Origin of the sequence: Empedobacter sp. UBA5924 (assembly GCF_002431085.1) — a bacterium.
GTDB classification, from domain to species: domain Bacteria; phylum Bacteroidota; class Bacteroidia; order Flavobacteriales; family Weeksellaceae; genus Empedobacter; species Empedobacter falsenii_B.
In genome coordinates, this window is record NZ_DJDM01000005.1 from 1 (window position 1) to 12107 (window position 12107).

Annotated in this window: 12 protein-coding genes and 2 pseudogenes; 9 read left to right on the top strand and 5 right to left on the bottom strand. The window is 30.7% G+C overall.

All coding sequences use genetic code 11. The annotated features are described in order from the left end of the window. The 4 genes and pseudogenes from B3792_RS00935 to B3792_RS00950 form a co-directional block, all read left to right on the top strand. Positions 1-104 (top strand): annotated as a pseudogene (locus tag B3792_RS00935) (IS982 family transposase); the annotation flags it as partial. Between the two features lie 338 nt (positions 105-442). Continuing rightward, positions 443-1192, top strand: a complete 750-nt coding sequence (locus tag B3792_RS00940; protein WP_291068624.1) for a GLPGLI family protein — start codon at positions 443-445, stop codon at positions 1190-1192. A 128-nt stretch (positions 1193-1320) separates the two neighbouring features. Further along, on the top strand, positions 1321-1620 hold the full coding sequence (locus tag B3792_RS00945) for a DUF3861 domain-containing protein (RefSeq protein WP_115000261.1): 300 nt from the start codon (positions 1321-1323) through the stop codon (positions 1618-1620). Positions 1621-1626: 6 nt separating this feature from the next. Next, positions 1627-2691 (top strand): NAD(P)H-dependent flavin oxidoreductase, encoded by a 1065-nt coding sequence (locus B3792_RS00950; protein WP_291068626.1) that lies wholly within the window; start codon positions 1627-1629, stop codon positions 2689-2691. Here B3792_RS00950 and B3792_RS14075 read toward each other — a convergent pair whose 3' ends face one another. After that, entirely contained in the window at positions 2692-3012 is a 321-nt protein-coding gene (locus B3792_RS14075; protein WP_312068461.1) for a hypothetical protein, read from the bottom strand. A 49-nt stretch (positions 3013-3061) separates the two neighbouring features. Next, positions 3062-3265: a TMEM175 family protein gene (locus B3792_RS14080; protein ID WP_312068462.1), complete on the bottom strand. Its 204-nt coding sequence runs from the start codon at positions 3263-3265 to the stop codon at positions 3062-3064. A 200-nt stretch (positions 3266-3465) separates the two neighbouring features. Here B3792_RS14080 and B3792_RS00960 point away from each other — a divergent pair. Further along, a pseudogene (locus B3792_RS00960) lies at positions 3466-3956 on the top strand (DUF1697 domain-containing protein). 65 nt (positions 3957-4021) lie between these two features. Here B3792_RS00960 and B3792_RS00965 read toward each other — a convergent pair. Together B3792_RS00965 and B3792_RS00970 are read right to left on the bottom strand one after the other, a co-directional pair. After that, entirely contained in the window at positions 4022-4582 is a 561-nt protein-coding gene (locus B3792_RS00965) for a TlpA family protein disulfide reductase (protein ID WP_115000255.1), read from the bottom strand. A gap of 70 nt (positions 4583-4652) precedes the next feature. Further along, entirely contained in the window at positions 4653-5246 is a 594-nt protein-coding gene (locus B3792_RS00970; RefSeq protein ID WP_115000253.1) for a thioredoxin family protein, read from the bottom strand. Positions 5247-5357: 111 nt separating this feature from the next. On the opposite strand from B3792_RS00970, the gene recG reads away from it, so the two are divergent. The 4 genes from recG (at position 5358) to B3792_RS00990 (ending at position 10148) form a co-directional block, all read left to right on the top strand. Further along, complete coding sequence (gene recG / locus B3792_RS00975; RefSeq protein ID WP_291068628.1) at positions 5358-7463, top strand: ATP-dependent DNA helicase RecG; 2106 nt, start codon at positions 5358-5360, stop codon at positions 7461-7463. Positions 7464-7642: 179 nt separating this feature from the next. After that, positions 7643-7807: a hypothetical protein gene (locus B3792_RS00980; RefSeq protein WP_181816300.1), complete on the top strand. Its 165-nt coding sequence runs from the start codon at positions 7643-7645 to the stop codon at positions 7805-7807. Positions 7808-8046: 239 nt separating this feature from the next. Beyond that, on the top strand, positions 8047-9570 hold the full coding sequence (locus tag B3792_RS00985) for a catalase (RefSeq protein ID WP_291068630.1): 1524 nt from the start codon (positions 8047-8049) through the stop codon (positions 9568-9570). Between the two features lie 59 nt (positions 9571-9629). Next, on the top strand, positions 9630-10148 hold the full coding sequence (locus B3792_RS00990; protein ID WP_291068633.1) for an ankyrin repeat domain-containing protein: 519 nt from the start codon (positions 9630-9632) through the stop codon (positions 10146-10148). Between the two features lie 56 nt (positions 10149-10204). On the opposite strand, the gene B3792_RS00995 is transcribed toward B3792_RS00990, so the two are convergent. Next, positions 10205-12076 (bottom strand): Nramp family divalent metal transporter, encoded by a 1872-nt coding sequence (locus B3792_RS00995; protein ID WP_291068635.1) that lies wholly within the window; start codon positions 12074-12076, stop codon positions 10205-10207. Between the last annotated feature and the right edge of the window lie 31 nt (positions 12077-12107).

Genomic DNA, 12107 nt, shown 5'->3' on the forward strand with positions numbered 1-12107 from the left:
AAACCAGAATTTTAGCTAAAACTACTGCACTTACTTTGGTTCAGTACATTAATAAAACATACTTTAATCGAAATATTAATAATCTAAAAACTCAAATTATTTAATATGCACAACGGGTAAGAATCATTCATTTTCAGAATAACTTCTGTCTTGGTAAATGGATATTTAATTCTTTTCAGAATTTTCTCTAAATCTTCTGTTGTATATTAGGAGTGGAGTCAAAACCTGTAATTCCTTTTTGTAATTTCATAAATTTTGGTCGTCAATATATTTTAAAAGTAATATTTATTCTTTCAATTTATTTGATTCTCAATTTTAGGAAATTGTTAAATTTTTAAATTATATTTTATGAATCTGATATGATTTATTGTGCCTTATTTAACAAATTCATTACCTTTGTTTCTTTACTTTTGAGAATAACAAAACCATAAATTATTATAACATGAAAAAACTTATATTTTCGGTATGTTTTACAACTATTTCGTCTATTATTTCTTTTGCACAAACTAAAAAGGAGAACATAAAAGTAATCTACAACACAGATTTTATTTTAGATTTCGATAAGATCAAAAGTAGTATCCCTGCTGCGTATCAAGCGAGTTTCAAAAGTGAAATAGATCGCGGAATTTCGGTGAAATTTGAGCTGGAAAGTAATGGCAAAATGTCTTCTTTCAAACCTGAAATTAAAATTGATAATAATCAATCCAATGACAATTCTATTGTGCAGATGATTATTGCTGCAGAAGCAAATCCACAATATAAAGATTATGAAAAAAATGAATTTTATAATGTGAAAGATTTTGGCGTGAAAACCTTTTTGATTAAAGATAAAATCTTTGATTATCAATGGAAAATCACAAAAGAAAAAACAGAAATAGCAGGTTATAACGCGACAAAAGCAGTTGGAATAGATGAGGAAGGAAGAGAGGTGATAGCGTGGTATACAACAAGTTTACCTTATAGAGATGGTCCTTATCGTTATGCAAATTTACCAGGATTGATTGTGAAAGCAGAAATGTCAGAAGATGAGTTCAAGGCTATTTTTACAATGAAAGAAATCGAAATTTTAGATAAAGATATTGTGATTACTTTGCCAACAAAGGGAAAAGTTGTGACAGACAAAGAATTTATGGCGGAAATGAAAGCAATGAATGAACGTCATAAGCAAGTAAATCAAGGAGTTGATAAATAACAAAAGAAGGGTTGCAGAAATGTAACTCTTTTTTTGAATAAATATTATTGATTTAATCAATCAATTAAACGAATAATCATTTTGATTTTTGATAATTCTAATCTGTTAGTTTTGGAAAAACTAGAGATATGACAAAGAAAGGAAATCACTACAAATTAACATTAGAACAGACCGAATTATTAGACAAAGATGCACCATTACAGGCTCCAATCGTTTTAGATTTTATGAATCATGATGAGATTTTTAAGATTATTGAAATGATAAAATCTAAAAATCCGTTCGAAAATGAAAATCAATCAGTAGAATTTGCAATAGGTTTAAAGTTGTTTTTGGAAGTGGTTATGAAGAATAAAAACAATCCAATTTTTGAGGATTTACTTCCTGCGATAAAAGCTTTTATGCCTAAATTGAAAGAAAATTTAAAGTAAAAAAAGATGATTTGGCAAAATGAACTAACAGCATTATTTGGCGTAAAATATCCGATTATTCAAGCGCCAATGTTTGGAGTAACGACATCAGAAATGGTTGCTGCAGCAAGTAATTGTAACTGTTTAGGTTCTTTGCCAATTGCTGATTTGGATGCAGAAAATTCATTGAAGCGAATTTATCAAACCAAAAAATTAACGAATAAACCTTTTGCTATCAATATTTTTGCGAACGATATTCCTGAAATCACACCAGAATTAAAGCAAAAGTATAATGCAACAAAAAATAAGTTAATTGAGCTTGCGCGTCTACAAAACTTTGATATCGTTTTTCCTGAGATTGAAGCTGTAAAACCAAATGGTTATAAGGAACAAATAGAAGTAATTTTACAAGAAAAGTGCAAAATCTTGAGTTTCACTTTTGGCAATTTTGACGATAATTCTATTAATCGTCTTAAAGAACATCATGTGACATTAATAGGGACTTGTACAACGCTGGAAGAAGCGATACAATTGGAAAAATCGAATATTGATGTGATTTGTGTACAAGGAATTGAAGCAGGTGGGCATCGTGGAACATTTAATCCAGATATTTTGCCTCAAATTGGTGGCTTTTCATTGTTTTCGCAAGTAAAGGATGTTGTAAAAAAGCCGTTGATTTTTGCTGGTGGAATTTATGATACGAAAACACTTTTGGCTGCTAAACAATTGGGTGCAGATGCTTTTCAGATTGGTAGTTTGTTTTTGTGTTCCAATGAAAGTGCTTTAAAATCCTTCGAAAAAGAACGATTAAAAAATGTAAGGGAAAGTGAAATTATCTTGACGAAAAGTTTTTCTGGAAGATATGCACGAGGAATTGAGAATGAATTTATTCATTTATTTGAAAACTCTGAGTTTGTTTTACCTTATCCTTATCAAAATAAATTAACAAATCCGTTGAGAAATGCTTCTAAATTGAACGAAAATACAGCGTTTACTAATTTATGGTTAGGACAATCTTTTAAAAATTTTGAAAAAGATTCTACATCTAATCTTCTTCAAAAATTAATTGATTCTGTGGAAAATTATCAATAATTATCGCATCGATTTTTCAATTCTTCTATCTGGAATTAGCCATAGTAAAGCAATTAAAGCATAAATGACAATACCAATTTCTGGTTTTACAAATGAAATTCCGATTCCAGCCAAATAACCAATACTCGAAGAAATTTCTTTAAAACTTCTACTCACAGATTTCCCAATTATTGATTCTTTTCCTTCTTGTTTTACAGCGATTTTTTCAATAATCATAAATGCTACACTGCTCATAAATAAGACAAATCCATAAAAAGCAACTGGAAAAGTTGAGTCGTAATTTTCGCCCATCCAACCTGTGGAAACTGGTAATAAAGACAACCAAAAAAGCAAGTGCAAATTACTCCATAAAATTCCGCCATTTACTTTCTCAATCGCCTGAAAAAGATGATGATGATTGTTTCAATAAATTCCAACATAAATAAAACTGAACAATATAATTCAGAAATTTTGGGATATAAGGTTTCAAACTCATTATATCATCTCCAAGCGGAACTTTCAGATCCAAAACCATAATGGTAATAATAATTGCAAGAACGCCATCGCTAAAAGCTTCTAATCTGTTTGTAGTCATAGATTTTATTAGTTTTTTTATTATTCAGAATGATGCTAATTTATCAAAATTATCGTAACAATTAGGGATTTGTTTTAAAATTTCTATTATATTTATTTTCATAATTTTAAACAAAGTTTCTCGTAAATAGAGATAGTTTTATGAATACTTTTATTGCAATTCTGAGAGGTATAAATGTGAGTGGTAAAAAAATCATCAAAATGGATGTTTTAACCAAACTTTTAGAGGAACTTAGACTGGAAAATGTTACCACTTACGTGCAAAGTGGAAATGCAGTTTTTCGACAAATTTGACTGATATCAAAGAAATTGGAGATTTAATTCACGATAAAATTGTAGAAAGTTTATCTTTTGAAGTTCCAATTTTGATTTTAACCATCGAAAAATTAAAAAACATCATCGAAAATAATCCATTCTTAAAGGATTTTAGCATCGATAAAGAGTTTTTGCATTATACATTTTTAGCCAATAAACCTGAGGAAATAAATACTGAAAAAGTTGAAAATTCGAAAACTGAAGATGAACAATATTTTATTGCTGATGATGTCGTTTATTTGTATTGTCCTTCTGGTTACGGAAAAACAAAATTGACCAATAATTTTTTCGAAAATCTATTTAATGTAAGTGCTACTACACGTAATCAAAATACAACAACTGCTTTATTGCAATTAGCATTGATGAGAGAAAATTAAATTACAGATATAAAAAAAACCGTTATTAATCATTTAATAACGGTTTTTTATCTTTTTGAATGAAATTATTCAGCGATTAATTTATCTAATAAATCATTAATTTCTTTATCGTTCCAATCTCTCGTTTTTGTTTCTTTCAACACAACTTCACCTTTTTTATTTAAGATATAAGTTGTTGGAAAAACCTTTGGTAACATATTATTCGAAATTGGACTATTTGGCTCATAAACTGGCATTGTATAATTATTTTTTTGCAAAAAAGGATTAAAAACTGTCGGTTTATCCTGAATAGCAATCAATACAAATTTTACTTTTTGTCCTTTTGCTTCATACAATTTCTGAATTGTTGGCATTTCTGCAACACAAGGAGGACACCAGCTTCCCCAAAAATTTAGGAAAACAACTTCACCACTTTTCTTGAAATCAATCAAGTTTGTATTCGCAGCGCCGTTATGACCAATTAAATCAATATCATAATCACTTTCTGTTAATTCTATATCAGAACCAGCAACGTGGCTATTATCTTCCATTTTACTTTTAAAAAATGTACCAATTGGCGTAAACATAATAGCGACTAAAGCGACAACTACAACGATGGCAAAAATAATTTGCTTATTTCCTTTCATTTTTCTTTTTCAATAAAATCTTACACAAAGATGCGAACAAATATCAAGTTGAACAAATAGAAAAAAATGATTAATTACCGATGTTTTCGTCAATCAAATCTAAAATTTCATTTACAATATCTTCACCTTTATTATTGTTGTAATATTTTTGTAAATCTTCGTGAAAATCATCTGCTGAATACGTATCAGGATTACTTTTGAAACGCGCCAACATTTCCATTCCAGCTTGTGGACGAGGACCAAAACGGAAAGCTTCTTCATTTTCATCATTCACTCCAATAATAATCGGAATAGAAGCTGCACCATTTGTTTTGTATTTTTCCATCAACTCCATGTTTTCATCACGTAAAACATAATGCGTCGAAACTTGAAGTGCATTTGCCAATTTCTCCACAACAGGTAAAATTTGAGATGCATCTCCACACCAACCTTCTGTAATTACTAATAATTTTAAATTATTTGTAGTTGATTTAACGCGTATTTCTTGAGCAGGATTTAAACTGAATGTTTTAAAAATTCTGTTCATGCGTTGCAATCCCAAAGCATAATATTGTACATATTCTTTCGGATCATCGTTTTCGATTTCGTTTTCCAAATCATCTTCAACGCGTGTGATATAATCTTCGTATGATAAACCTTTGTTGATGTATTCTGTTAAATTCATTTGATTCTAATTTGTTACAAATATAAAGCAATTCTACGAGCTTATTTTGTAACAATGATGACATTGTTTATCGTTAAAATTTGGTAAATTGCGACTTTCGAAAGTAGAAAAATGTATCAAAATCCATTAAAAAAAACAATAGAATATTTAAAAGGTGCTGGACCTGAGCGTGCTAAAACACTGCAAAGTGAATTCAGAATTTTTAGATACGAAGATTTGATACAGCATTTTCCTTTTCGTTATGTTGATAAATCGAAATTCTATAAAATTTCTGAAATTTCTTCAACAGCTGCCGAAATTCAATTGAAAGGTAAAATTGTTAGTTTAGAAGAAATTAACCAAGGAAAAGTAAAACGTTTAGTTGGGAAATTTCAAGATGGAACTGGAACTTTAGAATTAGTTTGGTTTAAAGTTTCTTCTTGGCAAAAGGAGAAATTAAGAAATGATCTTTACAAAGAAGTTGTGATTTACGGAAAACCAAATGTGTTCAATAATAATTTTAGTATTACACATCCTGAAATTGAATTAGTTGAAGACGCTAAAAATATTCCGCTTGGATTATTTCCTGTTTATCCGAGTACTGAAAAGTTGACGAAAAAAGGAATTACGAATCGTGTTCTTCAAAAAATGATGATGAATCTTTTTGCTGAAAACATCGATATTCCTGAAAATTTACCATTAAATGTTCTTGATCATTATAAATTAATTGGAAGAAATTACGCGTTGAAAGCAATTCATTTTCCGAAAGATATAACGGAATTAAATGCAGCAATTCGTCGTCTGAAATTTGAAGAATTTTTCTTTCTAAATCTTGCAAATCTCTCTCAAAAAACAGTCAATAAACAAAAGAATAGAAGTAATCCTTTCCCAGAAATTGGTCATTATTTCAATACATTTTACAATGAATATTTACCTTTTGAATTGACAAATGCACAGAAAAGAGTGATGAAAGAAATTCGCTTTGATCTTCGTCAACCTGCGCAAATGAATCGTTTGTTGCAAGGTGATGTTGGTTCTGGAAAAACGATGGTCGCATTATTAACGATGTTAATTGCTGTCGACAATGGTTTTCAAGCAGCTTTAATTGCACCAACAGAAATTCTTGCGCAACAACATTACGAAAGTATTACAGAATTATTGAATGGTTTGGATGTTTCGGTTGAGTTATTAACTGGTTCGGTGACAAAAAAAAAGCGTCAACCAATTTTAGAAAATCTTGAAAATGGAAAACTTAAAATCATTATCGGGACGCATGCTTTGTTAGAAGATAATGTGATTTTTCAGAATTTAGGATTAGCGATTATTGATGAACAACATCGTTTTGGAGTCGCTCAACGTGCTAAATTTTGGAGAAAAGCTAAACTACCACCACATATTTTAGTGATGACAGCCACACCAATTCCACGTACACTTTCGATGACAATGTATGGCGATTTGGATGTTTCGGTGATTGATGAATTGCCAAAAGGACGAAAACCAATTAAAACGCTTCATAAAACGGATGCGCATCGTTTAAGTGTTTTCAAATTTATGAAAGATGAGATTGCGAAAGGTCGTCAAATTTATGTGGTTTATCCACTAATTGAAGAATCAGCAAAGTTAGAATTGAAAGATTTGATGGATGGTTACGAGAGTATTTCTCGTACTTTTCCGTTGCCAGAATATGCGATAAGTATTGTGCATGGTCGTCAAAAACCTGCGGATAAAGAATTTGAAATGAATCGTTTCAAAAATAATGAAACCCAAATTTTGGTGGCAACAACTGTGATAGAAGTTGGTGTAAATGTCCCAAATGCGTCGGTGATGATTATTGAAAATTCTGAACGTTTTGGTCTTTCTCAATTGCATCAGCTTCGTGGTCGTGTAGGTCGTGGTGCGGAACAATCGTATTGTATTTTGATGACAGGTGGAAAATTGAATGAAGTTTCGAAACGTAGAATTCAGACAATGTGTGAAACTAATGATGGTTTTCAGGTAGCGGAAGTTGACTTGGAATTGCGTGGTCCTGGTGATATGATGGGAACGCAACAAAGTGGAGTTCTCAACCTTAAAATTGCTGATTTAGCGAAAGACAAAGAGGTTTTGTATGCTGCAAGAAAATGTGTAGAAGCTATTCTTTCACAAGATCCAACACTTTCTTCTTCGATTTATGAGCCAACAAAAAAATATTTTATTGAAAATCATAAAGATAAAGTTGGCTGGAGTCAAATTTCTTAAAATTTAACATTAAGGATATGATTAGATGATTTTTTTGGTATAATTTATGGTAAATTAAAAACAAATATAAAACACTGAATTTTATTAGAAACTTTTAATTTTATCAGTTGTGTTAAATGAAATTAACATTAAAAATTATTTTTAACACAATATTAGCGTCAACCAAAAAATTATAGATTATGATGTACACAAATTTAGAACTTATCAGAACTCCACAAGGAGTAGAGGTTGAAGGAAATTCACTATGGATGTTCAATCAGCATTTGAATTTAATGGTATTAATAGCTAATGAATCGATAAAAATTAAACCTTCTATGTCTTTTCAACGATTTAGAAAAAATTAAATAATATATCTCAAAACCGCTAAATAAGCGGTTTTTTTTATTTCTAAAATTCTTAATCATTTTTATTTATTCATTTATTGCGAAATAATATATCACCTTTTTCTTCCTTGTAAAGGATTGGGTTATAATTATTATAAAAATTAATTATATCTAATAGATTTTATAGATTTGATTTATAGTTATAGTCGATTTAGTTTTGCTCTGTCTTAAAATGATAAATAAAGAATAAAACTATAATTATGATCAAAAGAATTTTAGTATTAAGTTTAGCATTCCTTTGTACGATTGGATTTGTCGAACAATTAACAACAAACACAGGTGCTCTAGTTGGTGATAATCAAAATTCTAAAACAATCGGAAATAACGGACAAGTTTTGTTGGAGGACATTCATTTAATTGAAAAATTAGCAGCATTTGATCGCGAACGTATTCCAGAACGTGTTGTTCATGCGCGTGGAGCTGGAGCTTTCGGAGAATTTGTAGCTGATAAAGATTTTTCTGATGTGACAATGGCTGATTTCTTGTCAACAGCTGGTAAAAAAACACCATTATTTGTACGTTTTTCAACTGTAACGCATCAACAAGGTTCGCCAGAAACTTATCGTGATCCACGTGGATTTGCTGTTAAATTTTACACAGAACAAGGAAATTACGATTTAGTTGGAAACAATTTACCTGTTTTCTTTATTCGAGATGCGATCAAATTCCCAGATATGGTGCATGCTTTCAGACCATCTCTTGTAACAAATGGTGCATCTGATCCAAATCGTGTATTTGATTTTTTCTCTAATTTACCAGAGTCTACGCATATGTTAACGTGGTTGTTTTCAGATTACGGAATTCCTGCAAATTTTCGCCAAATGGAAGGAAATAGTGTACATGCTTACAAATGGGTAAATGCAAAAGGTGAAGTAACTTATGTGAAATATAAATGGATTCCTGAACAAGAAACGAAAAATTTAACACAAGAAGAGGCGAATAAAATTCAATCGACTGCAATAGAACATGCAACATTAAATTTACGTAATGAAATCGACAAAGGAAACTTTCCGAAATGGGATTTATATGCTCAATTATTGAAACGAGAAGATTTTGATAAATTAGATTTCAATCCTGTTGATGTAACGAAAATTTGGCCAGAATCTGTTGCAAAATTAGGTAAAATTGGAACAATGACATTGAATGAGAATCCAACGAATTATTTTCAACAAGTTGAGCAAGCAGCATTTGCTCCAGCAACGTTGGTTCCAGGAATTGAAGCTTCTGAAGATAAATTGTTACAAGGTCGTTTGTTTTCCTATTCTGATACACAACGTCATCGTTTAACGGGTAATTTCCAACAAATTCCTGTTAATGCACCAAAAAATAGTGTAAAAACATATAATCAAGACGGTTATATGTCGATCCATGAGCAAAAAGGTGATGTAAATTATCAACCTTCAACTAATCTTCCTGAAATTGTAGATAATGCAAAATTCAAATATTCAAAATCTGTTTTTCCTGCAGGAGCTATTACAACTCAGCATGTCATTGATAAAGAAAATAACTTTGTACAAGCTGGAGATTTGTACAAATCATTCTCTAAAAAAGATCAAGATAATTTAATCAAAAATTTATCTGGAGCTTTAAATTCGGTTAAAAATAAAGTAATTGTTCATAAAATGATTGCACATTTTTACCAAGCAAATACAGAATATGGAACACGTTTGATGAAGGTTACAAATACTTCTATGAACGATGTAAAGCAATATTTACCAAAATAATTTATTGGATTGGAGTCGATTGAGTTTGGCTCCAGGACTTTAATAAAATCAATATTATCATGAAAAAGCATATATTTTTAGCCTTATTTCTATTCAGTTTTTCTTCAATTTATGCACAAGATTTGTTTAGTGCGGCGAGAGAAAATAATGTGAAGCAAATAGAAGAACTAATTTCGAATGGAAAACATGTAAATGAAGCAAATCAACGTGGATTTACACCTTTAATTTTAGCGATTTATAATAACAGTTCAGACGCTGCGAAAGTATTATTATCAAAAGAAGCAAATCCTAATGCGCAAGATTTATCTGGAAACAATGCGTTGATGGGATCCGCCTTTAGAGGATTTCCTGAAATGGTAAATTTACTAATTGTGAATAAGGCTGATGTTAATCAAGTGAATTTTAATGGAGCTTCTGCTTTGATTTTTGCTGTAACATTTGGTCAAAATGAAATTGCCAAAAAACTAATCGAGGCTGGTGCAGATTTAAACATTAAAGATAATAATGGTAAAACTGCTTTAGATCATGCTATTTTACAAGAAAATAAAGAAATGATTGAATTATTATCGATCAAATAATTTTTATATTTTAATCTAATCAAAAAGCCATTCAGAAAAATTCTGAATGGCTTTTATTATTTTGCAATAAAAACAGGAATATTAACGCGGTGTCTTAACTTATTAATCGTTTCTCCAAAAATAAAATCCATAAAACCTCGGTGTCCGTGCGAACCAACAATCAACAAATCTGCTTGATTTCGTTTACAAATTTCAGCAATCGAATTGATTCGATTATTGTAACCTAATTCGATCTTAGTTTCATTAAACAAAGGATGAATGATTTCTGCATATTGTTCCAAACGTTTCAAATCTGATAAAGATTCCTCATCATTCGTACGTTCTCCCGTATATTTCGCAGAAGCACTTTCAACAATATGAACCAAAATAATGGCAGATTCAGTAGTAGCTAATTGCGTCGCATAATTAATCACTTTTCGATCCGTTTTCGAAAAATCTAACGCAACCACAATCTTTTTGAAATGTTGATTCGAGATTTCTTCTAATGTAAACTTATCAAACGGTTTATGAATTTCTTTTTGATTTTCTTCATTTTTCTTCAACATAATTGGAATAAAAAATGTCAGCAATAATAAAACTAAAAGTCCTATTTCTAATGCTACAAGAAAAATATTTAAAGTGTAAGATTCACTATTTGCCATCCATTTATTCACCTCTTCATACACCAATTGCGCATTCAGAAAAGAAATAATAAAAGCGATTGTCCATGCAAGAAATTTGGTTGTTGTATTTATTGCAAAATTCCCCATTTTCGCTTTATCACTCACAAAATGAATCAATGGAATTACGGCAAAAGCCAATTGCATACTTAGAATAACTTGACTGAAAATCAATAAAGATCCAACTTCTTTTTCGCCAAAAATAAGAATAACCACAACAGCTGGAACAACGGCTAATAATCGAGTTAAAATTCTTCTCAAAACAGGATTAATACGCAAATGTAAATATCCTTCCATCACAATTTGTCCAGCTAAAGTTCCTGTAACTGTAGAGCTTTGTCCTGCTAAAATTAAAGCAACTGCGAATAATTTTGGAGCCAAATCTGTTCCTAAAGTTGTCCCCAATAATCTATAAGCATCGCTCAGTTCTGCAACATCGTGATAACCATTTTTATGAAATACAGACGAAGCTAAAATTAAGATTGCAGCATTGACAAAGAAGGCTAAATTCAGAGCAATTGCGCTATCCCAAAAGTTATATTTGAGTGCTTTTTTGATTGAAAAATCATCGCGTTTTATTTGTCGTGTTTGGACGAGTGCAGAATGTAAATAAAGATTATGCGGCATTACAGTTGCGCCGATAATACCAATGCTGATATACAATGCAGCGCTATTTGGAATAGATGGAATAAATCCTTTTGCAACTTCTCCAAAATCTGGTTTTGCTAAAAACATTTCGGTTAAAAAACATAAACCAATCATCGTGATTAAACCAACAATGAAAAGTTCCATTTTTCGCATGCCTAATTTTTGAAGATAAAGTAGGAGAAAAGTGTCTAAGAAACTGATTAAAACACCATAGATCAAATCTATTCCAAAAAGTAAATTTAGACCAATTGCCATTCCCAAAATCTCAGCTAAATCACAAGCTGCAATAGCTATTTCGGCTAAAATATACAAGATGAGATTCATTCCTTTCGGATAAGTTTCTCGGTTACATTGCGCCAAATCTTTTCGTCGAACAATTCCCAAACGTGTACATAAACTTTGTAATAACAAAGCCATTATGTTACTCATCAATAAAACCCAAATCAAAGTATAACCAAATTGGCTACCGCCTGCTAAATCGGTTGCCCAGTTTCCCGGATCCATGTAACCAACGCTTATTAAGTAGGCAGGTCCAAAAAAACTTAGGATTTTTCTAAACTTTCCTTTTTTGATTTGAACACTTTCGTGCACATCTTCTAATGATTTTGATTGATTTGGCATTGAATGATATTTCTAATTCAAATTTATGTAA

Excerpts from the sequence above, each read along its gene's own strand:
- B3792_RS00980 (WP_181816300.1), top strand. The coding sequence starts at position 7,643 with ATGATGTACACAAATTTAGAACTTATCAGAACTCCACAAGGAGTAGAG.
- B3792_RS14080 (WP_312068462.1), bottom strand. The coding sequence starts at position 3,265 with ATGACTACAAACAGATTAGAAGCTTTTAGCGATGGCGTTCTTGCAATT.
- B3792_RS00940 (WP_291068624.1), top strand. The coding sequence starts at position 443 with ATGAAAAAACTTATATTTTCGGTATGTTTTACAACTATTTCGTCTATT.
- B3792_RS00990 (WP_291068633.1), top strand. The coding sequence starts at position 9,630 with ATGAAAAAGCATATATTTTTAGCCTTATTTCTATTCAGTTTTTCTTCA.
- B3792_RS00950 (WP_291068626.1), top strand. The coding sequence starts at position 1,627 with ATGATTTGGCAAAATGAACTAACAGCATTATTTGGCGTAAAATATCCG.
- B3792_RS00965 (WP_115000255.1), bottom strand. The coding sequence starts at position 4,582 with ATGAAAGGAAATAAGCAAATTATTTTTGCCATCGTTGTAGTTGTCGCT.
- B3792_RS00995 (WP_291068635.1), bottom strand. The coding sequence starts at position 12,076 with ATGCCAAATCAATCAAAATCATTAGAAGATGTGCACGAAAGTGTTCAA.
- B3792_RS00985 (WP_291068630.1), top strand. The coding sequence starts at position 8,047 with ATGATCAAAAGAATTTTAGTATTAAGTTTAGCATTCCTTTGTACGATT.
- B3792_RS00970 (WP_115000253.1), bottom strand. The coding sequence starts at position 5,246 with ATGAATTTAACAGAATACATCAACAAAGGTTTATCATACGAAGATTAT.
- recG (WP_291068628.1), top strand. The coding sequence starts at position 5,358 with ATGTATCAAAATCCATTAAAAAAAACAATAGAATATTTAAAAGGTGCT.
- B3792_RS00945 (WP_115000261.1), top strand. The coding sequence starts at position 1,321 with ATGACAAAGAAAGGAAATCACTACAAATTAACATTAGAACAGACCGAA.